Source organism: Ruegeria sp. CJ6, from assembly GCF_056536665.1.
Genome location: NZ_JBQFQB010000004.1, coordinates 396,438 through 422,838, shown reverse-complemented (window position 1 = coordinate 422,838; position 26,401 = coordinate 396,438). Strand labels below are relative to the sequence as shown.

At 52.3% G+C, this 26,401-nt stretch carries 26 protein-coding genes and 1 tRNA gene; 8 read left to right on the top strand and 19 right to left on the bottom strand.

Translation table 11 applies throughout. The features are described from left to right. Window positions 1-372: 372 nt before the first annotated feature. The gene (locus tag ACR0BT_RS14445) at window positions 373-1,500 is read right to left on the bottom strand and encodes a DNA cytosine methyltransferase (protein ID WP_480763458.1); all 1,128 of its coding nucleotides are present in this window, start codon (window positions 1,498-1,500) and stop codon (window positions 373-375) included. A 139-nt stretch (window positions 1,501-1,639) separates the two neighbouring features. Next, window positions 1,640-2,578 (bottom strand): hypothetical protein, encoded by a 939-nt coding sequence (locus ACR0BT_RS14440; protein WP_480763457.1) that lies wholly within the window; start codon window positions 2,576-2,578, stop codon window positions 1,640-1,642. Between the two features lie 555 nt (window positions 2,579-3,133). On the opposite strand from ACR0BT_RS14440, the gene ACR0BT_RS14435 reads away from it, so the two are divergent. The 3 genes from ACR0BT_RS14435 to ACR0BT_RS14425 all read left to right on the top strand — a co-directional run bounded on the left by ACR0BT_RS14435 (window position 3,134) and on the right by ACR0BT_RS14425 (window position 4,873). Beyond that, window positions 3,134-4,000, top strand: coding sequence for a hypothetical protein (locus tag ACR0BT_RS14435; protein ID WP_480763456.1), 867 nt, complete (start codon window positions 3,134-3,136; stop codon window positions 3,998-4,000). 217 nt (window positions 4,001-4,217) lie between these two features. After that, on the top strand, window positions 4,218-4,520 hold the full coding sequence (locus tag ACR0BT_RS14430) for an antitoxin VbhA family protein (protein ID WP_480763455.1): 303 nt from the start codon (window positions 4,218-4,220) through the stop codon (window positions 4,518-4,520). Window positions 4,521-4,561: 41 nt separating this feature from the next. Further along, entirely contained in the window at window positions 4,562-4,873 is a 312-nt protein-coding gene (locus tag ACR0BT_RS14425) for a DUF433 domain-containing protein (RefSeq protein ID WP_480763454.1), read from the top strand. 173 nt (window positions 4,874-5,046) lie between these two features. On the opposite strand, the gene ACR0BT_RS14420 is transcribed toward ACR0BT_RS14425, so the two are convergent. From ACR0BT_RS14420 to ACR0BT_RS14410, 3 genes are all read right to left on the bottom strand, one after another. Continuing rightward, a complete protein-coding gene (locus ACR0BT_RS14420) occupies window positions 5,047-5,877 on the bottom strand; it encodes a hypothetical protein (protein ID WP_480763453.1) in 831 nt (276 codons plus the stop codon). A gap of 109 nt (window positions 5,878-5,986) precedes the next feature. Further along, window positions 5,987-6,415: a helix-turn-helix domain-containing protein gene (locus ACR0BT_RS14415; RefSeq protein ID WP_480763452.1), complete on the bottom strand. Its 429-nt coding sequence runs from the start codon at window positions 6,413-6,415 to the stop codon at window positions 5,987-5,989. A 29-nt stretch (window positions 6,416-6,444) separates the two neighbouring features. Continuing rightward, complete coding sequence (locus tag ACR0BT_RS14410) at window positions 6,445-7,080, bottom strand: hypothetical protein (RefSeq protein WP_480763451.1); 636 nt, start codon at window positions 7,078-7,080, stop codon at window positions 6,445-6,447. Between the two features lie 87 nt (window positions 7,081-7,167). On the opposite strand from ACR0BT_RS14410, the gene ACR0BT_RS14405 reads away from it, so the two are divergent. Beyond that, the gene (locus ACR0BT_RS14405; protein WP_480763450.1) at window positions 7,168-7,425 is read left to right on the top strand and encodes a helix-turn-helix domain-containing protein; all 258 of its coding nucleotides are present in this window, start codon (window positions 7,168-7,170) and stop codon (window positions 7,423-7,425) included. Between the two features lie 83 nt (window positions 7,426-7,508). On the opposite strand, the gene ACR0BT_RS14400 is transcribed toward ACR0BT_RS14405, so the two are convergent. From ACR0BT_RS14400 to ACR0BT_RS14380, 5 genes are all read right to left on the bottom strand, one after another. Then, window positions 7,509-7,646, bottom strand: coding sequence for a hypothetical protein (locus ACR0BT_RS14400; RefSeq protein ID WP_480763449.1), 138 nt, complete (start codon window positions 7,644-7,646; stop codon window positions 7,509-7,511). 215 nt (window positions 7,647-7,861) lie between these two features. Beyond that, window positions 7,862-7,938 (bottom strand) — tRNA-Arg (locus ACR0BT_RS14395). Between the two features lie 585 nt (window positions 7,939-8,523). Then, the gene (locus ACR0BT_RS14390; protein WP_480763448.1) at window positions 8,524-9,180 is read right to left on the bottom strand and encodes a hypothetical protein; all 657 of its coding nucleotides are present in this window, start codon (window positions 9,178-9,180) and stop codon (window positions 8,524-8,526) included. Continuing rightward, a complete protein-coding gene (locus tag ACR0BT_RS14385; protein WP_480763447.1) occupies window positions 9,180-11,900 on the bottom strand; it encodes a hypothetical protein in 2,721 nt (906 codons plus the stop codon). The genes ACR0BT_RS14390 and ACR0BT_RS14385 overlap by 1 nt, the downstream gene beginning before the upstream one ends. 587 nt (window positions 11,901-12,487) lie before the next feature. After that, window positions 12,488-13,747, bottom strand: a complete 1,260-nt coding sequence (locus tag ACR0BT_RS14380; protein ID WP_480763446.1) for a tyrosine-type recombinase/integrase — start codon at window positions 13,745-13,747, stop codon at window positions 12,488-12,490. 810 nt (window positions 13,748-14,557) lie between these two features. Here ACR0BT_RS14380 and ACR0BT_RS14375 point away from each other — a divergent pair. After that, complete coding sequence (locus ACR0BT_RS14375) at window positions 14,558-15,265, top strand: ORF6N domain-containing protein (RefSeq protein WP_170612981.1); 708 nt, start codon at window positions 14,558-14,560, stop codon at window positions 15,263-15,265. A gap of 5 nt (window positions 15,266-15,270) precedes the next feature. Here ACR0BT_RS14375 and ACR0BT_RS14370 read toward each other — a convergent pair whose 3' ends face one another. Continuing rightward, complete coding sequence (locus ACR0BT_RS14370) at window positions 15,271-15,624, bottom strand: MmcQ/YjbR family DNA-binding protein (protein ID WP_170423840.1); 354 nt, start codon at window positions 15,622-15,624, stop codon at window positions 15,271-15,273. 99 nt (window positions 15,625-15,723) lie between these two features. On the opposite strand from ACR0BT_RS14370, the gene ACR0BT_RS14365 reads away from it, so the two are divergent. After that, window positions 15,724-15,954, top strand: a complete 231-nt coding sequence (locus ACR0BT_RS14365) for an aspartate aminotransferase (RefSeq protein ID WP_480763445.1) — start codon at window positions 15,724-15,726, stop codon at window positions 15,952-15,954. Window positions 15,955-16,020: 66 nt separating this feature from the next. Here ACR0BT_RS14365 and ACR0BT_RS14360 read toward each other — a convergent pair whose 3' ends face one another. The 3 genes from ACR0BT_RS14360 to ACR0BT_RS14350 all read right to left on the bottom strand — a co-directional run bounded on the left by ACR0BT_RS14360 (window position 16,021) and on the right by ACR0BT_RS14350 (window position 17,336). Then, complete coding sequence (locus ACR0BT_RS14360; RefSeq protein ID WP_480763444.1) at window positions 16,021-16,500, bottom strand: excalibur calcium-binding domain-containing protein; 480 nt, start codon at window positions 16,498-16,500, stop codon at window positions 16,021-16,023. A 36-nt stretch (window positions 16,501-16,536) separates the two neighbouring features. Then, a complete protein-coding gene (locus ACR0BT_RS14355; RefSeq protein WP_480763443.1) occupies window positions 16,537-16,944 on the bottom strand; it encodes a universal stress protein in 408 nt (135 codons plus the stop codon). 65 nt (window positions 16,945-17,009) lie between these two features. After that, entirely contained in the window at window positions 17,010-17,336 is a 327-nt protein-coding gene (locus tag ACR0BT_RS14350) for an antibiotic biosynthesis monooxygenase family protein (protein ID WP_170395957.1), read from the bottom strand. 74 nt (window positions 17,337-17,410) lie between these two features. On the opposite strand from ACR0BT_RS14350, the gene ACR0BT_RS14345 reads away from it, so the two are divergent. Continuing rightward, window positions 17,411-18,154 carry a hypothetical protein gene (locus ACR0BT_RS14345; RefSeq protein WP_480763442.1) on the top strand — a complete coding sequence of 248 codons (744 nt, stop codon included), beginning with the start codon at window positions 17,411-17,413 and terminating at the stop codon, window positions 18,152-18,154. 38 nt (window positions 18,155-18,192) lie between these two features. Here ACR0BT_RS14345 and ACR0BT_RS14340 read toward each other — a convergent pair whose 3' ends face one another. From ACR0BT_RS14340 to ACR0BT_RS14325, 4 genes are all read right to left on the bottom strand, one after another. Further along, window positions 18,193-20,478, bottom strand: coding sequence for a glycosyl hydrolase family 28-related protein (locus ACR0BT_RS14340; protein ID WP_480763441.1), 2,286 nt, complete (start codon window positions 20,476-20,478; stop codon window positions 18,193-18,195). A gap of 136 nt (window positions 20,479-20,614) precedes the next feature. After that, a complete protein-coding gene (locus tag ACR0BT_RS14335) occupies window positions 20,615-21,016 on the bottom strand; it encodes a DUF4864 domain-containing protein (protein WP_170566431.1) in 402 nt (133 codons plus the stop codon). Between the two features lie 48 nt (window positions 21,017-21,064). Further along, window positions 21,065-22,639 carry a lysine--tRNA ligase gene (locus tag ACR0BT_RS14330; protein WP_480763440.1) on the bottom strand — a complete coding sequence of 525 codons (1,575 nt, stop codon included), beginning with the start codon at window positions 22,637-22,639 and terminating at the stop codon, window positions 21,065-21,067. Window positions 22,640-22,876: 237 nt separating this feature from the next. Beyond that, on the bottom strand, window positions 22,877-23,755 hold the full coding sequence (locus ACR0BT_RS14325; RefSeq protein WP_480763439.1) for a LysR substrate-binding domain-containing protein: 879 nt from the start codon (window positions 23,753-23,755) through the stop codon (window positions 22,877-22,879). Window positions 23,756-23,873: 118 nt separating this feature from the next. On the opposite strand from ACR0BT_RS14325, the gene ACR0BT_RS14320 reads away from it, so the two are divergent. Beyond that, window positions 23,874-24,623 carry an SDR family oxidoreductase gene (locus ACR0BT_RS14320; protein ID WP_480763438.1) on the top strand — a complete coding sequence of 250 codons (750 nt, stop codon included), beginning with the start codon at window positions 23,874-23,876 and terminating at the stop codon, window positions 24,621-24,623. A 93-nt stretch (window positions 24,624-24,716) separates the two neighbouring features. Here ACR0BT_RS14320 and ACR0BT_RS14315 read toward each other — a convergent pair whose 3' ends face one another. Then, a complete protein-coding gene (locus ACR0BT_RS14315) occupies window positions 24,717-26,291 on the bottom strand; it encodes an arylsulfatase (RefSeq protein WP_170597320.1) in 1,575 nt (524 codons plus the stop codon). Window positions 26,292-26,401: the final 110 nt, after the last annotated feature.

The window sequence follows — 26,401 nt, the reverse complement described above, 5'->3', positions numbered from 1 at the left end:
GGTTGCAGTCAGAGAATACCTTTTTGAGGCCATGCACAACCCGGACGGGAAGTGATGACTAAAGCCATGGGTTGCAACACCACAAGTGATGGTGGTCAACTTAAATCTGGAAACAGTCCTGCCGGAATAGGTTCGATTTGAGGTGGCCAATTTCCATGCATTCAACCTTTCTCCGTTCTCGGGAAGTTGCACTGCATCATCGCAGTTCATTGAGAACGGTCGATTTGGGCCGTCCTTGCATCGCATGTCGCCGCAACCGGATACCATCTATCACTTGGCCACTCTCCGTACCGAAGCCTCGCCATAATACGTTCTTGAAGAGTCCAACACTGCAATTCCCGAATAGTAGAATGGAAGCTTTGCTAAAGTGCTTTACTCGGCGGCGACAGGAACCTTTTCGCCGGTCGTCATGGTCTCGAGCAACTTGAGCCCAATCGCTCTTCCGAGCAGTGGAGGAACTGCATTCCCAACTTGAACGTATTGTTCAGTCTTCGACCCTTTGAACTCAAACCAATCGGGAAAGGCTTGTAGTCGTGCAGCTTCACGGACTGAAATTGCTCGGTCTTGTTCGGGGTGAATATAGGCTCCCCAATGAACGTCGCACTTAGTTAGAATGGTGCATGAGAGCCCATCCCAGGTCATACGCCCATACCGTTTCGTGTGATCCGAACGTTTGGCTCGCTTCATCCCGGCTGGCAGCAATTCAAAGGGAATATCCCTCCAGCTACCACCAGGGGGGATGTGAGCCATGCGTTCAATGTTCACTTTGCCCAGCTTTGGTGCACCATGATTGCTGACTGACTTGCGCTTCCCGCGGGCATACTTGCGGAACTCGCTGTTTGCCTGGGAGCTGTAAGAAGATACTCCCAGATCCTGGCCATTCTTCAACTCGGGAAGATCTCCGATCGCATCCTTAATGGTGGTAAATGGCGCCAAACCTTCACCGTGAGTGGGCTCGGGATGCTCAATGGGAGCTCCAATACGGTTGCCAATGAAGATTACTCTCCGGCGTTCTTGTGGAACCCCAAATTCCTCGGCCTTTAGAACCTTCTCTTGGACTTCATAGCCCAGCTTTTTCAGTTCAGATTTGATTGCCCTGACAGCTTCGCCGCCACCAATGGAAAAGATCCCCATCACGTTTTCCATTACAATCCACTCGGGCTGCATTCCTTCAACTATGCGAAGATACTCCAGAAAAAGTGTTGCCCGCTCATCCTGCATGCCTCGTTTATGGTTGTAGACAGAGTAGGCTTGGCAAGGGGGGCCGCCCGCAAGAACAGTTAGCTCTCCGGGTTGCAGACCCGTTTTCTCAATAAGCTCGTCGATAGTGACATCTTCGATTGGTTTCTCAATGAATGTTGCATGCGAATGCGTGGCTTCGAAGGTTTTGCCAGCAGCGCTGAATAGATCGACGCCAGCTCGAACCTCAAAGCCTGCCATCTCCAAGCCGGCGGATAGTCCGCCTGCACCGCAGAATAGGTCAATCGCAGTTGGTTTCATGAAGCGCTCGAGTAGATGTTCTTGCTTTGTTTTGGACGCATACCGTTACCAGAGTATGAAACAGCAAGCAATCTGGAACAAGAATTTTCATGCCCCTTTATAGCGAGCCGAACAGTCGCCCGATGAAGTTAGGAGCATGCTACGGTTTGAGTTCTTCGAGTTTCCTTGTGAGCGTCTCTTGATAGATTCCCAGCGGCGGAAGGTTCTGCGGCGACACAAAAGCAAAAGCGAGTTGTTCAACCGTCGTAGTCAGTTCTTGAACTTTTTCAATCGGCCTGGCACCACTCTCGAGTGGTTCTGCAAGTTGATACGAGTGGAAGGTGATCGTCCCGGGACCCTTTGGGTAGGGGAGCAGGCTACCACCTACTCGAGTAAGAATTTTTTTGAATACAGGGTCTGGGAGGACGAAAAACAAACCATGAGTAGCGAGCCTTTCGCGCCGAAGGGCATGCCCCTTGTAGATCAGCTGTGGCAAGATTCGTTTAGTTACATTTTCCCAGTTGAAGCCTGCTTTAGTCCAGCCCGGCTTAGGGTTCTTGCCGTATCCCAGATACGGTTTGCCACCATAGTATTGGCTTGAAGCGTCGGAGTATTTATTCGTTGTATCAATCGTTTGAACTTCAATAGCAACGATGAGCTCTGGCTTCAAATCTGCATCTACACGCGCAAGAACATAATCCACTTTGAAGCTGCCCGAGCTTTCGTCCTCTGAAGGAGCTTCGATACCAATTTCACCACTGAAACCCTGCCCATAAACGACGACTTCGTTTCCGCCAAGCGCGTTCTTGCGCCTGCGAACTTCAGCTTCGGCGGCTTCTACCAGTTCGCAAGCTTCACCAAAAACCTCTTCGGCGATGTTGCGGATTACGCTGAAGTTCTCTGCATACAATCTGTTCGGGCAAATGATTACAGGTGGGGATGACGGTGCCTGCAAGGCACACGCCCCACCGCTTCGACTTTTCTTGCATTTGGCACCTATGAAGGGACACCATTTTTTGTCGGCATTATTCCGGCTCGGATTTGTAAGGGGCTTGAAACCGTGGAATTCCAAAATTTGTGTCGGCAACTCTTGCTCCATTTTTTGATAGTTGAGCGAGTTGTGCCGCGGTTGGCAAGGAGAGTTCGGCAATCACTCGAGCAAAATATTTTTCAGTTTCCAAATCGCACCCATGTCCCTCGTAGGTACGGAACAGAGGGCCGAACACATGAGCAAAAGAACTAAATCCGCGGATGTTTGCAATGCCATCACGCGAGGAACTCTACTATTTGAACACCGGGCGCGCGCGATTTGGTTCAAACTGGTCACAAAGGAGTGCACAGTATGTGGTCCGCTGAATGTTCGACAGGACTGGACTATTGTCGTTCCTGGGGTCATGCCTGTTATTGATCAGGTGAGCTTTTCGTCGGGTGATTGTGTTACATCAACCCACCTTCATGGGTACTGTGAGCACGTATCTTGTTGGTATCAACTTCTACAGCAGAGGCTTTCGCCTGAGAACATTTTCGAGTTTTGTCACGAAGCAGGGTGGTTTATCTGTTCCTATAAGTCAAAACCTTTGAAGCTGGCGAAAATTGAGGCTTCAGCGGCTTAATGACCAGGTAAACTGGAGGGTAGGAGTCAGTAGGAGGGTATATGGAGATTTGTTGTAGCGGGACTGCACGGATCCGTCATGTATCGAGTGGCGAAATCTTCGATATCGAAGCTGATGAGTTGGATTGGGATATTGTTGGTGGCGACGAACGCCAGATGGGACCAGAAACCCATTTTGAGGCAGTCATCAACCACCCTGACCTTGGAACGTTGACTTGGGGGATTTGGGAGTATCCCACAGGCGTTGAAAACTATCGAAACACTAATGCTGGTGGACACGAGATCGTCCATGATTTCGACTACGGACTTGAACATGCGGAACCAGAGCCGGACGATTGGCTCGACTACAAGTCCCCATCCGACCCATATTCGATTTTCATGGACTCCTATCACCATACTGGTGATCTGCTTGCCGATCATGCTGGAACTCGCGGCGACCATCTTGTGAATCGGATGATCTTCTCTCAGCAGATCACGGCGCTGGAAGCGTATCTTGGTGACACATTGTTGAATGAGGTTATGGACGACAAGGTGGCAATGGAACGCCTGCTTTCCCAAGACGAATATCTGGGAAAGGAGAAGTTCACACTGTCTGAGGTGTCAAAAGATCCCAAATTGGTTGAGCGCAAGATTCAAGAGCACCTTCGGTCCATCATTTATCATAATCTCGCGAAGGTCGATACTCTCTACAACATTGCACTTAACGTGCGTATTTTGAATCTGGTCATCGATAGAGCCAACCTCTTCAAGGCTGTTTCGCTTCGGCATGATTGTGTCCACCGCAATGGATACGACAAGGAGGGCAAAGAGATTCACATTTTCACAAAACAGTTTGTTCAGGAGACGGCAGATCTAATCAAACATTTCGTAGAGGAAATCCAAAAGTCGGTGCAGAACCGTGCCAGATAGACTTAGTGTCGCTACGCAGGTCCGCGCCAGCCAACTTTTCGAAAGCACCATTATCCGGCATTCCAATTCGCCCAAGACGGAAAGTCCTTCCCCCCCCCTCAGCAAGTCATCGATGCGAACCCAACCGCCCGGCATCAGCGACGGCCCAGCTATTTCCGGTTCATGCCTCAGTATTTTGCTCTGCTTCAACATCTGTATATTCTCTTTGATCTGAGCTATGCTGCTGCAAATGAACAAAAAAGTCGAAAACTCTGAGAGAACCCTCGCAGAATCGAATGAAGCCCTGATAGAACTCGGAAAAAGCTACGCAGACTATACTCCAGAACCGTCGTCAGACACTCCCGAGCAAGCAAAGCGCCGCGAAGCGTGGCGTCAGGCGAATGCGTCAGTTCGACTGTCCGGCGGAAAGATCAGCGACGAGTTTTTGGCCGTTCAAGAACGTCATATTACCGGCGAGATCGGCGATAAAGATGTGAAGCAATGGATCGAGAATCTGCTAACCTCGAACGAGACGCTGTAGTTCCGGCAGCGCCGGCGGCATATTGTGAGAGAACCTATTTCATGACACGGAAAGATCTCATCATCTGCGATCCCGATATCCGCGGTGGGATCCCAACGATCAAAGGTACTCGCATTGGCGCTCACGAAGCAGCAAATCTTGCCGCGAACGAAACGCGCGCGAATGTTTTCAAAGCGTTCCCTCGTTTGACGGAAGAGATGCTTGATGCTGCGATCGAGTATCATCGTCGAGCCATTGCCGACGCATCGAGCGAAGATGAAGAAGTTGGCGTCAGAGACCGCGGCACGGAAGACACCCGGGCAGCTTTCAAGCAGCGCGTTAAAATCACGAAAGCTCGTCTTTCTGAACTCTGACGAGAGTCTCAGAAAGTGGATGCTCGTATCGCTCTTGCCATTCTGACTGCGCAAATAGCGCAGCACGGTTTCCATCGAACCAGGCTTGCCGGTATCTTTCCAACGACGGCCCACTGTCCTCCAGACGTCGATGTTCATTTTCGACACCAGCCTGCGCTTCAAAGATCCATTTCTTATCTGTCATCGAACCAGACACCGCTTGCATCGGAAACTACTATCAAACCCTCGGACGTACTGCGTCCAAATTTCGTTCTAAGATCCTCGGGCAACCGGTTCAGCGCATCTTCGACGATATCGACAAGCATGTTTCGCTCAATTGCACCTCCGGGCAGTATTTTGAGATTGAGATACTCAATTACATCTCGCCTGGAAAAGCCCAGTGGGCTTATAAAAATCAGATCTGGGTCAATGCTCTTGCTGCGCAACTCAGCGAAAAACTCTTCAGCTTCACCTGCCGGAGTTGCCAGTTTGCACGTGAACGCATCGAACCAAACGTCATATTCCTGTTCAGTCAGATCGCTTGGTGCGATTAATCCATCGAGGACAGCTTTGACGCGCTCACCGATATCTGACCCTCGCACCAGGTTTCCATCTTCATCGAGACCGACGCCAAGGCCCTTCCGCCGCCGTTCTTCAATAACCGCTCGTTCTCTCGGCCCTGGATTGGTCACCTTCTCGATGAACAACGCAGCCCAGTTCTCTTGTTCCACGTTGGAGAGATCACCAGGTGACAATTTGCCTTCAAGGGCAGCCTTCACGCGCTCACTTGGATCTGGTCCGCGTATCAGCTTCCCGCCATTATCGAGACCGACGCCAACCCCAAGCATGCGGAGATTGGCGAAATGTTCGTGTGCTTCTGTTGTTAGCGTCGCGGTAATTTCCATAAAGGCATCGAACCAGACCTCTTGCTCCTCTGCAGTGAGATCGTCTGGCGAAAGCCGTCCGTCAAGCGCAGCTTTCACTCGCTCATTGACGCCTCTGTTCCCCTTATCCTCTCCTCCCATCACACGCACTCTTTGCGGCAGATTATAGCGTAATTTCGAACGGGCTCAGCCTAAGCTTGAAGGGCACACTTCTTCGCGACCTGCTCCGCAAAAATTCATTGGTACAACGTCAGAAATCATCATCCACTTCCCTGTGCCGCACTTGAAATGCCCGCTGCTGTAGAAGAGCATTTTTCTGTCTCTGCGCATGCAACCGCGGGCTGACAAATCGCGGATCATACTCTTCGGGCTCATACAGAGGAACACTTAACATAGCGGCAACTGTGAATGTCTTGCCGATTGGTACGCTTAAATCTCCAGCTTCGATCTGCTTTATTTGTAACGCTGATAGTCCCGCTTCTTCGGCAAGCTTTTCGACTGACATCTTATGCTGAAGGCGCACTGCCTGTATCATCAAACCGAGCATCTCAGCTGCTTCCGCGGCCATTTCATTGTGTCTGTATTCAGTAGGATTTTGGGTATCAAAAAAATCTGGAGGATTTCCAAGTTGGCCGTCAAGAATGCCGAGCTTGAACTTCTTGTCGGTCTGATCAGGCATCTCAATCTCCGTTTCAGCTAATGGTCAGGTCAAAAAACCTCATTCGCTCGACTTAGGTCAAAAACGTCCACGCATGACCTCTTTTGCCCATCCGTGCTCCACCAAGGGGACTGTTCCTGCCGAATACCTTTGTCGGTTTGATTGGCTCCACTGCGGAAATGCGGAAACTGTTTAGTTCCGTTGTTAATAAAAACGACGCGTTCAAGCAAAGCCGGGTCCGGGATCTCAAGTGCTGTTTCATAGAGCGGCCGAGACATACAGATTCCAGCTCCTTGGTCGACACATACATAACCCTGGATGGCCTCTCTAAACAGTTGCATCCAACGGTTCTCTTCCAATCCCACTTGCTCTGATGCCAAGGTTGTCCAACCCAGTGGGGATATCTCCAAAGCCTCGCACTCTTCACCTCGAAACTGCTGGCTTCGGCATCGGAACTTCGTGGCGTGAGCAAGCTCCTGCCCTACCAATAGAAGTGCTCCTTCAAAGCTGGTGCATCCATTGATTTCAAGTTCCAAAAGCGGGCGCAGGAACGGGCGGGCGAGAAGGTTCGTTACGAAACGACGCGCCAAAGGCTGCGGAATGCTCTCAACGATGACTTCGTCTCGGGCCTTTCTTGCCGCCAAATCCGCCAAGGCTATGAAATTCAACGAACCACCTTCAGGCACGCGCGTCGCTCCAGATTATTTTATCTACTTTTTAGATAATCTAAATTCCAGATTAGGGATCGTCAAGCACACAAATGTTTGGCGGTCATGTCAAAAACTATAAGAAGCAGTGGGCACAAAGCTTTGTGCCAAGCCATTGTAGACGCAAGGAAGCGTTCAGGATTGTCCCAGGAGCAAGTGGCCGAAAGACTACATTGCCAGCAATCCTTAGTGGCTCGAATAGAAAGCGAAGAACGCCGTATAGACGTCGTTGAGCTAATCGTTATTTGCAGGGCTTTAGGCGTCGACCCCGAAGAAGTTCTAAAAGTTACCGAAGCTGCCACGCAGCACGATCATTACCTTTGAAACTTATCCACAAGCAACCAATACAAGTCGGCTCCTTGTCTCGCACAGGCGGATAAAGCATCTGCTTAAGTCGAAACTGTCGCTTAGACCTGTAATTCGCGGATTGGGTCTTTCCCGCTCCAGTCTATCGAAGCCTGCTGGACACGACGGATACCCGCCTTGTCGTGCGTATTGACCGACCCGAAGATCTGCACGGTTTCGCCGGCGTGTATGAAGCTCAATACCGAGAAGGGAAGGCTCGCGCCGATGCTGTACACTGGTAGTCGTCGCTCGAGAAAGTAATAAGGAACAGTCAAATCGTGGATCTGGCAACGGAATGAAACATCGACACCGTTTTCTTAACGTTCAAAATTGCAGTAAGAAACTAATGAATGACCTCGTTGTATCTAACTGATCAAAGCGGCTGTGACACAAAACTGGAAAATCGAGGATCATGTGGCGGCCCCGGAAGAACTCGAATCCTCAACCTGCCGATTAGAAGTCGGCTGCTCTATCCAGTTGAGCTACGGGGCCAAACCACGAGACGGTGTCTATCAGAGGAGAAAATCTAAGAAAAGCGAGATTCTTTAGGTCCGTTCGGAATATTGCTTTCAACATGTTGCTCCACACATGACGATGCTGACAACTCGACTTATGGCGTCACAGTAAAAAGTCGAACACAACGCTGATTAAGAGTTCCAGCCCTATTACACCGTCACCGCCTGGCGGCCCGCCCGGCACTCCAGGTTGTTCAACCTACAATCGAAACTGATCTTGTTCTTGAATGACACGTGTTTGAAATCATCCACAGTCTTGCCTGGGCTTGCGAGCGTCCGCAACAATCCGTGCCTTCAGATCACGAGGCCAGCGTCGATGGCCCCGCGGGCCGACCACTACATCAATATCATTGAGAAACGACGTTTAGTGCTCCATTGAGAAACTCCCTGAAAACTATCACTCAGGCTGGAATCTCAAATCACAGAACAAAACTAAAGGTGGGACCAAAGCAACGCTTACCACTATCGATGGTGGACACTATCAGCTCTTTCCATCAGCCATCAGAGCGGGGAAGCCGGGCGGATACACGCAACATCAGATTCGCAGAAAATTTTCTGATGTTCAGTGTTTCTTACGATGCGCAACTGATAGGAAGCTGGTCCCAGCACCAACCTTCTGCTTAAGGCACCATCGTATAAATGGTCCGCAAAGATTGCGACCAGCAATAACTTCCTCACCCAGCAACGACGCAGTATCTATTATTACTTCGCTTTGAGTATCCAAATAGCACCCTTGAAAATGATTCAAAAAAGCAAGAACAAGGTTGGCTGTGCATTCGAAGTCCTCTCGAGCCGTACCTGAACTGTCTTTTAGTAGATCCCGATCATTGATCTTGTGCTCAGAAGTCTCTGGTCGTTTCTCGAGAGCAGCTCTTAACCTATTGTTGGACGCCCGCAGATTTGAAAGCTCCAATTTCAAGCCAAACACTTCCTGTTGCAAAGCGAGTAACGCATCGGTTCGCGGCCCTCCGTTCAAGCTTTGGCGTTTTGTCGACCCCATATGCTCATCCAACAGAAGCCGATAAACACTGTTCTGTCGCAGTCTGACGTCTGATACCCCTACAACTTTTGCAAGCGCCTTTGAGAGAGCAGTCAAACTGCGATATGTTGCGCCGGAATCTCCTATTTCTTTCAAAGCTCTTCGAAGCTTCGCGGAGACATCTTCCATTCGAGCATCGTGATACGCTTTTGCGTTTTGTGAGCCTTTTGGAGCACCCATCAAAGTTCTTTCCCGGCCGTTCTCAACGGAATTGCCTGCGTCGGTCGCGCAAGAGCCTTTAGTTCCTGACTGATTGCCTTCAGACTAACATTGTTTGCTTGGAGGCGTGTATGTATTGAGGCGGCCATTGCTCTAATCTCAAAATCCCTGTCTACTTCCGCCAAGAAATCTTTGGGCATATCGTCATTCTTCAGAACACGCGTCAGTCTGCTGGTTTTGAGGCGCAACTCGTCACTTGCAAGACCAGGAAAAGCATCGGCGTCAATTATGCGCTGCAACAGAAATTCTTGCTGATCTTGGTTCTGAGTGACCCGTTTCAAATGCAATCGGACGGTTTCAGGCTTCCCTGTGAGATATTCATCAGATGATCGCGCGCGCTCAAGTCCTTCCTTCAGAACCTCCACTGAATGCGACCATCCCATAAGTTCGTAGGAATCCAGATTTATTTCCCTTAAAATTGCTGAACGTTCGTCTTCACGTTCCTTTGCCCGATTAATTTCTTGTAGCAACTCAAGGCTGGATCTAATGCGCCCCATCAACGCATTTCTTTTGGCTTCAATTGCGGGCAGATGATCTACCGACTTACATGCAAAGCGGCACGCACCGCAACGCAGGGTTCCCCCCGTTTCCTCTACAACTTCCGCAGGACACAATTCACCAATTGGGCAGATGTGAGTGTCGCGAAAGACTATTTCAGTTGCTCTTGAAGATCGAAGTAAGTCCAGACCACTTTTTTCACCCTCTTGGTGGATGGCGGTTAAATTGAAAATCAGAAAGTCTTGGATTGTTGCATTTCGATCAATTCCGAATGACTTTCTAAGCGCAGAGTTCTTCTCTTTAGCGTTAACATACGCTGGTCCACTGGTAATGGCGGACATCGTACAGTTTAGCGATAGAGCGTCAGCCGCCTCAAGCTTTAAGGATAGATCCTCAAAATCAGAGTAAACATAGTGATGCGTCGCAATTTCGTTCGTATGGCCGATTACACGAGCTATGGCCCCAAGATCTACAAATGGGGAGCGAAGGGTCACGAACGTAGATCGGCACGAATGGGGCGTGTGCTCGTACTGCCAGTTCAAAACACATATGGAGAATCTTGATCTATTATCTCGTTTTTTTAGGATCTTATCCGGTGCTTTGTAGTGTACTATGTTCTTTGCCGGGATGTTCGACCAACCGAGGTAACTCTGGAAAGAGAACAAGAGGATTTTCCAGTATTCCGCGTACGATGAATCGGCAATGAACTTCCCAAGGTGATTTCGAAAAAGATGCTCTACAGCGGAAAAACGACTATGTTGTCGTCGTTCATACGGAACCTCCAACCAGCGATTTCCAGAGACACTCTCCTGTTCAGACTGTCTGTGTAGAAGTTCCCAAACACGGTGTAGAACGGGCGTTTTGAACGATTCATGTACTTTGTCCGTGTTTGCATAGAGCTGATAAACTTCCTTATTTTTACCGCTACAAGATTGATTCCAGCTGCGTCGGTCCAGCCACTGAATCGCTTGGTGCCCTAAACCGGTTTCGAGCGCTAAAATCTGCCACCTTAAATGTGATAGCCAGATTGGCCCTGACAGATTGCCGCTCCGCAGCAAACGAACAGGAACCCTGTCTACGCGAAATTTACCCGTTGGAGTTTCGTAAGAGGAAACAAGCCCATAGTCTTGTGGCCGGACACAGTAGTCAATACTGGCGCTCAATTCTGTCGGCAGCCCAGTGGAATGCCCCTTCTTTTCCATTTCTTGTAGATGCAGCCCAACTTTCTCGACCTCGTACAACCAAAGTAGCAGGTGAGGAAGTGTATCTCTGGAGATATTCTTCTTATTGGTGCCACTTCGTTTTCTCGAAATCGGTTGATCTAATTCACGGCTAATTGGGTTTCGAAAACTTGGACCTGCAATTCCTTCATATTCTTGTTCTGAATATGAAACTTCGATCCATTCGAAGAACAACGAAGCATGCCTTATCCATGCTCGCCTCGTGTCGTTACATTGAGAAAATGAACCTATAAACTCATGATAAGTCGGGATATTATCATCTGAAATAGTTCGGTCGATATGACGGCTGCGAAGGAAATCCTTAGGTGCTCGCACTAAGTACTCAGGAGGCAACGCTCGACCCATTAGTTTAGCGGGCAAATAGTAGGATATGTAATTAGCCAACTTTCTTAAAGAAACGGACACAGCCTTTGTGTCTTCATGCCCTTGGACAATCTGCCTATGACTTAGATACGATTCGAAAAGCCGTTCCCACAATGACAGCTCGGACGAGCTCAGCTGATACTCTGTGCCCGCGACGCGCGGATTGATCTTCATGAAGCTTGTAGTTTCAGGGCTTAACCGCAGCGACTGTATGTCTGTGTCTAATTCCTTGGATATGTCTTGGCTAAGTCTCTTATGCACGCCCGATTGAGCACTCTCAGCCCTAATGCTATCTTGAACAGCCTTCAGGCTTTGTTCTGAATAAGACAACTTTTCGGGAAATCGAGAAGTGGCAACAGAGACGAACAGAGTAGCGGTTGACGGCGAGTTGGTCTTGTCAGCAGATCGGGCTCTCGCTGCCATTTCTTCGCACAAGATCTTATAATCATCCAAGCAGATATCCTGGAAATTGACCCAAGTTGTTGTGTGCAACCATACCCAACAATGTGATTGCATTCGCTTTCCAACGGATTTGCCGAAATTCAACTGATCGCTGGGCAGTTCTACAAAGTCAGCCAAGAACCTTGCCACTTCCGAGGGCGACCGGCGGCGTACAGATTTTCCGACCCTTCTCTGAAAGTTAAATCTGTATGGGAGAGCAATTTTTCTTTGACACCATAAATGAAAAAGAAAGTTACACGCGAAGCGCTTCAAATTTAGGTGGGCCTCACGGCCCGGAACGAAGCCATTGAAGCCAGAGTTCATTGAGACGTCTGAAGTCGGCGCGGTCTCGTTCATAACCAAACCAGAAATGTCGGCAACCAGTTGATGTGGATTTTTATAGTCTCGAGCGGCTCGGACTAATCTGTCAAATTGGCTTACTTGCTTCCGAAATGGTTTAAGCCGTTGCTTGTTCGCGCTCTCCTCGAGGTCTTGACGCCCCTTTGCAAACGCGCATTGTATGTCTTCTTCAGTGAGTGTCTCAACAAAAAGAACTTCGTCGCTTGTGTTAATCAATGGCTCAGCCCCCTCAGTTTACGGGCCTCAAACTCATGCCGAGCGGCTATTATGGACGGCAGATCTTCGGGGGACGCAGCGTGGGTGAGTAGAGCATTGTCGGCAAAAATTAGTTTGCTTTCCAAAACGAGCTTGTCTTCACGAGCATATCACTGGGTGGACTTGACGTGTTGGTGCCCCATTAAGCGCTGAACTTCGTGAAGCTGTAAGCCGTATCCGTCCGGCAAGGGAAGGTAATTTAGCGTGAAAACTCCGTAAAAGTGTCGCAAACTGTGCCGACCATATCGCCTGCCAGATGGCAGACGGGAAACCCCGATTGCGTCACAGGCTTCGTTGAAAGCCTTTACTTTCGCATGGTCGGAGACTCCAAAGAACGGCCTGCCGTTTTGGCCTCTGCGAATGTCCTGAAATATAAAGTCGTGAGATGCCCGAGGGTCGTATTCGAACTTCCAATACTCTTCCAACGCCTCAAAAAAAAGGTCCCGGAATGGCTGCATAAAGTAGACTTGGGAGACAGTTCGCCCCTTGAATCTGAGCTTATATCGATCTTCGAGCTGGCTGGCATAGCGATAGTTGTGAGGGTCATTGACAAAAACCAGCCGGCTATCGAAGTCAATGTCTGGCAATCGCAACTGTTCAGCCTCATGGCTCCGCAGACCAGTGCCTGCCAAGAGCAGCCAGTATGCAAGGTTGCGACGGCTGGTCGCTCTTTGAAAGAGAGGCTTCAAGAGCAGCATCGGAAAATCCAAGGCACCGTCGTCCCGATCCTCCTGAACGCTTTTAAATTTCACTGACAACCCTGGTTTGGGCCGCTTGATACCGCCCGGCTTCAACCTCATTACGTTTGCTAAAGTTGAGTTTTGCATAAGGGCTTTTTGTTCCCCAACAGACATCTTTCGCATAGCTAACGGGAAGAGTACCTGACGAGTTGCGCACGTAGACATGGGTACTTCAGCGAGCCCGAATTTTTCAATCGCGTCCTCATGAAGCTCATTAGACAACTTCAAAAACTTGTTTATTGCAGCCAGGATATTCGACAATGATTTTCGACTAACTGGTTGAATCTGTAACCGATCTGCGATCAGTTCCCACTGCAGTTCGCTTGCATCTCCAAAAAAGGTATTCAATTTGCCTAAATCAGCGCCGAGAAGAATAGGAACGTAATGATCAACCGCATGTAAAATCTGTACGCGTGTTGCAGGCTTACCTAAGACTCCGACTTCGGTTAAGTAGTCCAGAAATGAAGCAACAACGTACCCATAGCGTGTGATTGTGTTTTGAGAATAATTCTTGGCAATCAGTTTATTTATATACGCATCGTAAGACACAACAAATTGACCATCGTGGTCTATGAGGCGTGACGCGTGATAGCCGCTTTTAGCAACACTTATTCTCGTAAAATGTCTCATGAAATCGCCTGTAAGATCGACCTGCTCATGGAACTAACGCTCGCAGGGACTATAAGCCATTCATGATATTGGAGTTAGTGACTTGCGGCGTGCGTAGCGCAACCAAGGCCACTTTTTATGTGATTTGGAGCCAAAATTCAGTTTGCATTCAAAAATCCCTATACCTAAAGGCGTTTTTTACGTTAATTATTCTCCTATATGTTGATTTTCAATCTTGTTAAACAGTACGGGCTTCGCGTAACCAAGAAGTATTTCCAATAAAAAAATCTACTCGAAGATGCGACCCTTCCTTAACGGATTGCGAACTTCGGATCTTAAAAAAAGACCCAGAAAGATTGAACCCAGCGCCGCCAATCTCAATGCCGGAACTATGCTCCAGCCAACACCTACAATTTCGAAGAATGGCCCTTCGGTCCATGGCGCTTGGCACCCGCTTGCTTTGTGAGGAGCCGCGCGTGCAAAGCGCCAAGCCTATGTAACCCCGCGCAAAGTCACGAAGAGGAAAGTTTAATCCATATTACTGATATGGTTAAGATAAGAACCCCCGACCTGAGAATTAGAAGTTCCCTGCTCTAATCCAGCTGAGCTAACGGCCCGGTCTTGTTCCGTTTGTATCAGTCAATCCATTAGGATTGTCAACTTGATAGAGGGCAAGCTTGTTCTTTCAAAAAGGTTATTTCCATCAGGGTATTGGCCGAATCTGGCAGACCTCTCGGCAAGAGACATCGAACCTACCTGCAGTTCAAACTTGCAGCCCAGCGCGCCCTGCGTCACGTTTGAAATCACAAATTGTGATTCCAAACGGATATGATGACGAACCCGGAAAACCTGCCCAGCCCTCAAGAGGTCCAAAACGCCATTCATCGGGTGCGCGGGGTACGCGTGGTTCTGGCAGAAGATCTGGCGCAGTTTTACGGAAAATCCGTCAGCGCCTTCAATCAGGCCGTCTCGCGCAATAAGGATCTGTTCGAAGGCTACCGCTTTCAGCTTTCCGACGCAGAGGTTGCGGATTTGCAATCACAGAATGTGATCTCAAAACCCGAAGGCCGCGGTGGCCGACGGGTCAATCCGTGGGTCTATACCGACTACGGCGTAGCTATTGCCTCGACTTTGTTTAAAGATCCGCGCGCGATCAGGATCACGCGGATGATCACCGAAGCCTTTGTTGACGGCACCAATGCGCTAGCGGAAACCCCGCGCAGCCCGCCTGAGATTCTGCCACCGCAAAATGCCCCTACGCCGTTGCTTCCAAATGGGGATCAACTGCGTGATCTGGCCGAAAACATCCTTGATTCCGGACAGCAAAGCCTTGTGGACTACATCGCCAATCCCACCACCAAACGGCAGCAGGCGGTGGCAGTGATCATGAAGACCCTCGCTGAAACGGCGGGCGAAGAGGTTCGCACACAACATGACCGTCTGCGCCTGAGCATCGCCGAACGGCTGGCCAGCGGAGACTATGCCGACGATGATGACCGGAAAAAACTGCTTGAGCTGCTGCACGCCATGAAAGACTGACCGCCTTAAAGGCCCAGCTCTGCCCGCGCCTTTCTGGTCAGCTTAGCTACGACCAGATCGTATGAGATTACAATATGATCTCGCAGCGACGCGTCGCTCATGCCACGTTCATCGTAAACCTGCAGCCATTTCATACCTCGCGATGCCAGATAGGGCGCTGGGCGGATACCTGGCTCATCTCCGAGGACCTCAAAGGCTAGATCGGTGGCCTTGAAGGTAAACGCATCCTTTCCGTCGTTCCAACCACAGATGGCAAAGACTTTGCCGCCTACTTTCCAGACATCTGCGTTGCCCCACTGCACGACATGGCTGGTGGCTTTGAGGTCCGAGCAAAAGGCATTGAATTCATCACGAGTCATCGCGGCGACTGTGGCGCTCTGGTCAGGACAAGGCAAGACCCGCTTTGCGGGCGCAATTTCTTTACCCGGCATTAACCTAGCTGCGCCAAATCATAGGTGATGTATAACTGTAATTCTCCCCTCTCGCCTGAGGTTTGGCTCAGTGATCTATTCGCCTCCAAGGCGGTGCAGCAAGGTGGCGTAATCCGTCGCAAGGCGCGCGATATAGAGCGATTTGCCGGGATGGAGCGTTTTATGGCCGAAATCAATCGTCGCGGTTATCAAGCGGCGGAAAACTCGGGCCAGATCGTAATCTTCTGCAACCGCGCACCCGTGCGTTGGCTCACCTGAGCCACGCAACGCTTTCTTGAAAAGAAAGCGCCCCGAAATCTTTTCAAGATTTCGCCCCCCACCGATTCAAGGTTTCAAAAACTTTGCCGTTCCGACAGTGCGCTGTTTCGGGGTCTGAAGATTCCGGGGATTGGCTTGGATATCTCCCGGCATCGCGACATTGCGTGGTTTCTGCAAGGCAAACGAGCCACAGGCGACACCATCGCCATCGGGGTCATTGCGCTTATGATATCCGGGCCTTCCTTCGCGAAAAGGCCCGAATCCCAGCATCTCCACCGCATCACACCCAGCCAGCGCCACCAGATGGATCACCGCTTCATGACGTTCGTAGTCTGAAACGCGCAGGTAGACACCGATTGCGATCATTCCTGTGGTTAAGGGCAAGGCCAGCACCATCAGTAGAATACGCACCGGAGACAGAGCCTGCCTGCGCAACGCGTCTGCGCGCCGCTGTCGCCGTATAAGACGAGGGTTCGGATCGGTGTCTTTCGTTTGTTTCCCGGTTGTCATGCCATAGGTCTTACACGCGGTATGTGGCAAAGCCATGGCCGCAATCGGGGTCGGCTTGGAAAAAGCTCGACCTTATCGCACCACATGCACGGCACATTTGGCGTGGCGCACCACATGGGTCGCGGTTGAACCCAACAACAGGTCCTGCATCCCCGGGCGGTGCGAAGCCAGGATGATCAGGTCAGGCTTATTCACTTCGGCCCAGTCCAGAATCGTTCGCCCGGAATGGCCTTCAACCACCAGCCCCTTCGCATTCGGGACGCGCGCCGCCAGAGCATCAAGCTCGGTCTGAATGGCCTTGCGGGCTTCGGACAGATACTCGGCAGGCATGTACGAGATCGCATAATCCGGAATGTGCTCTACCACATGCAGCAGCGTAACCGCAGCCTCGGGCGTCGACAGTAGTTCTGCCAGCTTCAACGCTGCCGAGCTGTCCCGTTCGGTATCAAAGGAAATGGGAACAAGAATGTTATGATACATGGCTCGCGCCTCCGTAGTTGTGCCGCTATACTGCGCGACCGGTGGTGGCCGTGCATTGACTCAGATCAGGTCTCACCGAATGTCTCGGCGACGTCGTACATCACGGGTTCAAAGCTCTTGCACAGCTCGTTAACCCTGCGATTCCGCTCTCGCATTTCCGGTGTGCGCAACATCGCCAGGAAATCCTCGCGGCGCTCCCATTGTGAATAGTTGGCAATCCGCGTCTGGGCATCATTCACATGCAATCCAGCTGAAATGAAACCCGGCTGTTTCGAAATGAACTCGGCATACGCATCGGTCAGCGCCTCAAGAAGGTCCTGGCAGGTTCCGGGGGTCATCTCGAAGGTGGTGATGACAGTCTGATAGCTGTTGGTTTTGGAAATCTGCGGCATAAGGCTCCTCCTTTATAGCTGACCCGAGCCTAGCACAGCTTTTGAAAACGCCACCCTTTTCCTGCACATAGACAATGTTTTTGGATCAAAAAATCTTTCTCAAAGATGAACAAGAAACTAACCATCCGTTAACCATGTCTGCCGATGCTGCCCCCATGGCTCGTCTGGTTCTCGTCATTCCGCTGCTTTTTATGGTGTGCACTCCGGCATGGTCCGGTGCGTGGCTCCGCGAGAAGGGGTCAAGCTTCACCGCGTTATCTGTGACCGCTTTCAAAGAGGAAGACGTCTACAAGTACAAAACCTCGCTTTATACCGAGTGGGGATTGCGGCCGAAAATCACGATCGGACTGGATGCCGAGGAGCATCAGGATTTGTATGGGCACGCGCTGGTCTTTGCACGCGTGCCGGTTGCAGACATGGGGTCAGCAGGGCGTCTGGCGGCCGAGTTCGGCGTTGGCGCGCACCATCGCCAGTACAGTAGTTGGGCAATGTACAAAGCAACACTTTCATACGGCAAAAGCATTCAAACCGGATTGGGAGGCGGATGGATCAATGTCGACGCAGCGCTCGAAAACCGCACCCATGAGGCAGTGATCCGCAAATTGGATTTCACGGCCGGTCTGTCCTCGGGTCGACGGTTTGACCCGCTCCTGCAGATCGAAACTTCTTATGTTTCGGACCGACCATGGTACTGGAGGGTGCGACCTTCGCTGATGTATCGCCCAAAGACGGGCAGACTCACCTGGATTCTGGGTGCCGAGCGCAATTCGGCTGATGATAACATCGGGATCAAATTTGGATTGTGGCGCAGCTATTAAAGATGGGCCGCCTACATTCAGGCGGCCCACCGCATCAATCAGGTATCAATCCGCAGAATGGTCGAAACCGCACCACGCAAGCCTTCGGACCAGCGCAGGCGGATATCGCTCTGGCCCGATCCCTGTCGCAACTCGACATATGGCGCGGTATAGCGCACCGAATTCAACGATGTCCTGAGGCTTCCCAGGGCAACAACCGCATCACACCCGCGCGCCCTGCCCCCGAACGGCAATTGGCCCTGCGAACTGACGGTCCAGGCTGATGACGGTGAGCTTTGCGTGTGCTGCAGCCGCAATGGATTGGCGCAAGGCGTATCGATGCCGTGAAACGTATTGTTCTCGAAACACACCCTCTTGTGCCTTTCCGGGTCGAGATCGGCAAAACTGGTATCGACCCGGTCCACTCGGTCGATCCGCACGTTGTTGACACGGAACTTGTTGCCGGTGACGGTCAGCCCGTTCAAGAAATGCCCTGTGCCATGGGGGCGGATCACCAGATAGCTGAACCAGGGGGCAACATCGCTGGCATAAAAGATGTTATCCGTGATGCTCAGCGCGCTGAACGAGAAGCTGGTGAAGTAATCCGGGTTGGCATCGTGCTCGTTGGTCCATTCGATAAAACAGTTATCGACATAGTTCTCGGCGATGGACGAACTGTTATAGCCGCCGATGATCACCAACCCGGCGTTGCGCACCCCGTTCGACACGTTGTCGCCCTGGAAGAAGTGGTTGCCCAGCACCAGATTGTTGTCGCCACTTAGCACCGCGAAATGATGGAACCGCGTGGCCCGGTTGTGGCGCAGCTTGACGTCGTTGGCATTGGCGTTCAGCGCGATTGAGCTTCGGTCCGGCACGTCCAGACTTTCCTCGGTCGACAGGAACTGACAGCCGTCGATCAGCATCCCCTGACATCCACGCCCGATCGAGGTGACGCCGCGATCTTTGGGGCGGCTGATGAAACAGTCCTTCAACACAAAGGTGTTCCCGCCCGGAGACAACCGGATGGCACTGCACCGCCCGTTACACTGGAACTCAATCCCTTCCATGTTGAACTTCTGCAACGCGCTGAAGCCGCTGAAATCCAACAGATATTTGAACGACGTGAAGGTAAAGGTCTGCGTCCCCGCAGCATCATAAGTCGGCGCACTCAGCGTGATTTCACCGGTGCTTTCGTTTTTCGACCGCACATAAACCTCACGCCCGACCCCGCTGCCGGTGACCAGCGAACCCACCGGTATATTCGCCACATTGGCCACGTTGGTCAGCGTATCAGGATCAGACGGGCTGTAGGTCGCGATCGAGGTGAAGGTTTCGGTATCCCAATTCGAGCTACTTTTGACGTCAAACTGCCCGTTGCGCACCACTCGACGGGTGGCATAGCCCGTCCGGTTCGGCACTGCTGCCGCCATATCGATGGGCTCGGTCACTGCGATCTTGCGCCCGCCCAGATCCAGCGATTCATGGTCCGAGCTGTTCAGCAACGCCTGAAACGCCTTTTTAAACGCCAGCATTTCATCACCAAAGGCGGTGATATAGGTGGGCAGATCAAAATTCTTGGTCAGCAGCAGCATTTTGTCGACCGGCATCGTGACGGTGCCGTCAAATGCGACCTCGGACGCCATGTTAGTGTTCTCTTCCAGCCGGAACTCACCTTGCGGAATATAAACCTTGCGCCCGTTCGCTGCCTGATCCGCCGCCTCAAACGCTGCGGAGTCATCGGTGACCCCGTCACCCACAGCGCCGAAATCGCGCACGTCGACCAGACCAATCAAATCGCGCAGAAAGACCGAGGTCACATCGGTGATCTCGATATCATCCACCCGCACCACCGCGCCGTTGGTGCCTTCGATATCCAAACCAAAGTGTCCATAAAGCGCCGCATTGCCCCATGGCATGTCCACGCCGGGGCGCAGGCCCGTGCCCACGATGGCCGTCACCTCATGCACGGTGCCATAGCCGGTCAGCTGCACCGCCGGACCCTGCTCGGCCAATCCGTCCACATGCGCATCTCCGGCTCCTCCGGCCCAGCCGGCAATCCGCACCTCGGGAAGCGGCCCGCTGATCGCCTTCACCCGCGCCTTGATCTGCAAATAGCAGCCCGGCAACAAAGGTGTCTGCCCCATATAGCGCAGCCGCTGAGGTTCTGCCGTCTTATAAATCTCCAGACAGCCTGCGAAATCCGCATCCGCCGGAACGAACACCCCCGTCCCCGACCCCTCATAGGTCGGAGAGCCCGGCGTGCCGTCGCCACCGGACCAGACCCCAAGACCAGCCGCATAGGCGGGCGGCATGAACACGATGCCGTCGGTGATTGCCTTGTTCATGTAAAATCCCTTTCCCAATCGCGCCAAGCACGCGCGCCAAAACCCGATACTGCCCGGGCCCTGAGCCCAAGCGCATGGGTCTGAGTATCGAAAAGGAATTAATCGCGGCTCTTACCACCGTGACGGTGGTGTTGCCTCAGGCCGCCGGGTCAGAATTGCCCAGCAACTGTACACCGTTGATCTTCCAGCCGTTTTCCTGCCGGATCATCTGGTAGTCCAGCAGATGCACCCGTCCGTTACCATCAGTGATCATGACCTTCTGCCACAGGGCTCCGCCAATCTCGCGCAGCTCCAGAAACCTCACATCGGCAGGCCGCCAGACCATAGGATAGCCGCGGCGCACCATGATCCCGAAATTCTCCGGATCGCCGAACAGCCGCTGGATATTGGGGCTGGCAAAGGTGAAGGCGGTGGCAAAGTCATCCGCCCTGAAGGCCTGTATCTGCGCCGAGATATTGGCCTCAATCTCGTCACTCTGAGCAAAAACTCCGGATGCCAGTCCGGCACTCAGGGATACAGCAAGCAATAGTCGACGCATGGGGCCACCTCCTGTTTCAAGGGTAGCCCCACACTGGATCAGGTCAAATCAGGCCAATTCCCCGGCCAGCGCCTTGTCGATCAGAGCAATCGTCTCTGGCACGCCATAAAGCGCGATGAACCCACCAAACCGAGGCCCTTGCGAAGCCCCCAGCAGCACTTCGTAAAGTGCCGTGAACCAGCCGCGCATCGGATCGAACCGCTCGCGCCCGATGGAATACACCACCGATTGCAGCGCTTCATCTTCGATCGGCCCATCATAGGCCTCCAACGCCGCCTTCAACGCCTCCAGCGCTTCGCGTTCCTGATCCGTCGGCGCGCGGTGCTTGCGCGTCGGTTTGACAAAATCATTGAAGTAACGCACCGCAAAGCCCGCCGCCTCATCCAGATCGGGATGGGTCTCGGCGGTCGCCTCAGGCGCATACCGGCGAATAAAGCCCCACAGCGCCTCTTTGTCTTCGGCCCCCGAAACAGACGCTAGGTTCAACAGCATCGCAAAAGGAACCATAAGCGTGGATTCGGGCACATTCCCACCATGGATATGCCACACCGGATTGTTCAGCTGCGCCTTCAGATCCTGTCCCGGATAGGCCCGCAACTGCTGATGATACTCATCATAAGCTTTCGGGATCACATCGAAATGCATCCGCTTCGCCGTTTTGGGCTTCTGATACATGAAATAGGCCAGCGACTCGGTCGGTGCATAGGTCAGCCATTCGTCGATCGACACGCCATTGCCCGAGGACTTTGATATCTTCTGCCCGTTCTCATCGAGGAACAGTTCATACGAGAAATGCTCAGGCGCACGACCTCCCAAAGCCCGGCAGATCGCGTCATAGATCTTTTCGTTGGTGGCATGTTCCTTGCCATACATCTCGAAATCAACACCCAAAGCGGCCCAGCGCGCGCCAAAATCAGGCTTCCATTGCAGCTTCACATTGCCGCCAGTCACGGGCAGCGTCCATTCCTTGCCATCCTCGTCATCGAAGGTGACAGTGTAGGTATCGGCGCAAACCTTCTTCATCGGCACATACAGAACCCGCCCGGTCTCGGGATGGATCGGCAGGAAGATCGAATAGGTCTGCTGACGTTCTTCCCGCAGGCTTTTCAGCATGATGGCCATCACGTCGTCATACTTCTCAACGGCGCGCTTCAGGATCTCGTCGAACTGGCCCGAGCGGTAAAACTCGCGCGCCGAATAGAACTCATACTCGAACCCGAAAGTATCGAGGAACCGGCGCAGCATCGCATTGTTATGCTCACCAAAGCTGCCATATTCACCAAACGGGTCCGGCACCGAGGTCAGCGGACATTGCAGATAATCCTGCAGCGCCTCGGGGTTCGGCACATTGCTGGGCACTTTCCGCATCCCATCCAGATCGTCCGAGAAACAGATCAGCTTGGTCGGGATATCCGACAGCGCCTCAAACGCGCGCTTGACCATCGTGGTCCTCGCGACCTCACCAAAGGTGCCGATATGCGGCAGACCTGAGGGGCCATAGCCCGTCTCAAACAGCACATATCCCTTTTCCGGAGCGCCCTGCTTATACCGTTTGAGCAACCGCCGCGCCTCTTCAAACGGCCACGCCTTGGACGTCATCGCGGTTTCACGCAGGTCAGACATTTGGATACTCCATCGGGAAACGTGCCAGACACCCCATGCGCCCGGACCGGCCCCTGTTATTGTGCAGGTGCAGTATGAGTCAATAAAGGGTGGTGATTTTCATGCCTCTATGAGCATGAACAGCGTGCAATCCATATCTGGTCTTGGTTACAAGTGTCCGCAGCACGGGGCATTGCGGCATTCTGAAAAACGTAGTCTGTTGATCGCTCTCGCGGATTTGCAAGCAAGGCAAAAAGATTAAATCGACATAAGCCATTTCCTGAAAATTCTCACGGTGACCCGTTCCTGATCGCCGGGGCGGCAGACGAAGTAGAGCCCCCGATCCAATGGAACCCGGCTTTCATCGAGGCGGATCAAGCGACCAAGTTCCAAATCCCTCTCCGCCAAGAGATGTCTTGCCAACGCTACACCTTGCCCGTCAATCGCAGCCTCCAACAGAACCGCGCTGTCCACGTACTTGATGCTCTGCGAATTGATCCGGTCAGCGCCCAGCCCGACCTGCGCAGCCCAGCTTTCCCACCCGACGTTGTAGGCATCATGCAAGAGTGGAAGATCAGCCACATTCTCGGCGGGCATCGGCAGTCGGGTTTTACCAACAAGGGATGGCGCTGCTACAACAATCAGGTCCTCTTGTCTTATCTGCTCATGATAGAGCCCGTCCCAACCGGGTTCCCCGAACCGCAGGGCGACATCGACCTCAGATGCATCAAAATCCGCAAATCGATCATTTGTGTCCAGCAGCAACGCGATACCCGGATGTTCTTGCTGAAATGAACTGAGCAACGGGACAAGCCATTTAAGCGCCAGCGATGTTGACAACGACACCGTAATCGACTGGTGGTGATGCAGCCGCTTCACCTCCATCACGCCCAGTTGCAACGCCGAAAATGCCCCGCGCGTCGATTGATGCAGAAGCTCCCCGGCACTGGTCAGTTCAACCCCATTTGGGCGGCGATGAAAAAGCGTTACGCCAAGATGCAGTTCCAGCAGCTTAATTTGCCGACTGATCGCCCCGTGGGTGACGTTCAGAACATCTGCTGCCTTGGACAGGCTGGAGTGGGTTGCGGTTTCATCAAAGGCCTGAAGGGCACGTAGATGTCTAAGGTTCTCCGGCATGTGAGAAAACCTAACAGCATTGTCCCAAAAACTCGATAGGTCTGCTTTGTTCCCGGCAGTTACACTGACCACAAATCAATAAACCTCACACACTGTGCGCCCAAAGAAAGGACACACCATGCCCGTTACCAAAGTTGCTTTGATGACAGGTACAGGACAGGGAATTGGCCGGGGTTGCGCCATTGAAATGGCGAAAGCCGGCTATAAGGTTTCGCTTATGTCTCCTTCCAACCGCTCGGTTGAATTGGCGGAGGAACTTGAGGGCATTGGCCGTCGCGGCTCTGTATTAGATGTCGATGATTTGCAAGCGATGGTCGACGACACCATGAGCAAATATGGACGGATTGATGCAATCGTCAGTAATATGGGTCACGGTGGAACGGTGCCTGAAGCCATCAAAACCGTCGGTTTCGATCCTGACTTTGACGGACCGCTATTGGAACTCAGCGACGAGCTATGGCACGAAAGTCTGGACATGTATGTGCTAAATGTCGTCAAGATCGCCCGTATCGTCACGCCCATTCTGATCGAACAAGGCGGCGGTGCATTCGTAAATATCTCATCCATGAACACAATCGAGCCACGTGCGCCCTATCCCATGAGCATGCTGCGTGGAGCATTGCATAGTTTCTCAAAGCTTTACGGGGACCGATATGCACGGCACAACATTCGCATGAACAACCTGCTGCCGGGGTTCTGCGAAAACGTGAACCTGTCCGAACAGGCACGCCGGGAAATCCCCGCTCAGCGGCCCGCAACGTTCGAAGAAATTGGGCAGGCTTGCGTGTTTCTCGCCAGCGATGCAGCCCGGTATATCAACGGTCAGAGTATACTGTCCGACGGCGGGATGAACCGGGCAGTGCGATAGCAAAGAGGCGGTGAAGCGTGATTTTCGCGGCCCTCGATGAAATCCTTGACACAGATCGGGAGGCAACAGGTGATGCCCCCCGAGGTTTGATTTCTACTGCGACATCCCACCTTCGGTCGATATCTGCTCTTCGACATGGCCCTGGTTGGTTATGTCCGACCCCCGCGGAGGATAGTCCTTGAAGGTAGACAGGTGGTTTTGGACGATTTTGGCAGCAGGGCCAAAGGCCCACATTTTGTTGCCCATCCAACGGGTATACATCCCCGATTCCTCAGCTGCCTTCTCATAGGGATCGCGGCGCAGGTTGAACAGCAGGGGCGCGTTCAGTTCCTCTTTTGGACCTGCCCATCCTTCGGTTTGTATCGTGAAATGTGCTTTCCAATCACCATGGCGTACCGCTTGCAGGTCCGGACCTTCATAGTAGATAATCTCGTCCCGGTTGCTCTCACCTTTACCAGTCAGGAAAGGCAGTTGGTTGTAACCATCCAGATGCACCTGATAGCCCTCATAGCCCTTCAGTAGTGATCCAGGCAGATCGTCAGGTCCTCCGGCGGCGGCGACGAGGGTAGGCATCCAGTCAAGACCAGCAAAAATTCCGTTGCTTACGGTCCCGGCGGAAACTCTTCCGGGCCAGCGAATGATAGCAGGAACGCGGAAGCCGCCTTCCCATGTCGTACCTTTTTCGCCTCGGAACGGTGTTGTTCCACCGTCAGGCCAAGTCATGGTTTCGGGGCCGTTATCCGAGGTGAAGACTACAATAGTGTTGTCCGAGATGCCAAGTTCGTCCAGACGGGCCATGACCTTGCCCACGTTGTCGTCAAGCTCTTTCATTACGACATCCTGCAAACCGCGCCCGTCGCCCAGCATTGCCTCGTATTCGGGGCTCAGATGTGTCCAGACATGTGCTCGGGCCGGGGCCATCCAGACAAAGAAGGGCGTGTCGCTATCGACCGCGCGGTTGATGAAGTCCAGAGTATGGGCCGTCACCTCATCGTCGAGCGTTTTTTGCCGATCGGGCGGAGCCGGGCCATCGTCGATTATACGCTGCTTTCCAACCAGGCCCCAGCGAGGATCTACAGTTTCATCAATTGTATCCGTGGCATAGGCGTGGATGATGTTCCGTGGGCCAAATGTGTCGTTGAATTTCTGATCTTTGGGCCAATCGGGGTCAGAGGTGTATTCCATCGCATTCAGGTGGTAGAGCCAGCCCCAATATTCATCGAAACCTTTCACAGTTGGCAGAAACTTGTTCATATCGCCCAAGTGATTTTTGCCAAATTGCCCGGTGGTGTAGCCTAGAGATTTAAGGATGTTGGCCAGAGTAGGGTCTTTTTCATTCAGACCTTTTTCCGGATCTCCGGGCAGCCCGACTGTGTGCATCCCCGTCCGAACTGGCAATTGTCCGGTGATAAAGGCAGATCGCCCTGCGGTGCAGCTTGGCTGTGCATAGTAATCCGTAAGGCGCATACCATCCGCAGCAAGCTGGTCAAGGTTGGGGGTTTTGATACTTTTCACACCCTGATGATAGCTGCCCAGACTGGCCCAGCCGACATCGTCGGCCATGATGACAAGGATATTGGGCTGGTCGGTTTCGGCCAAAACTGGCAGGGCACAGACCGAAGCTGTAGCCAGCGTGGCGGAAACCACAATAGATCGAAAAATGAACATTTTTACCTCTGCGAACGTAGAAGACGATACCGGTGAAGGGAATATCGAAAGTCCGATCAGGGATAGCGGTCGAAACTTTCGCGTCGCAACAGAGCTTTACCGGAATTTCA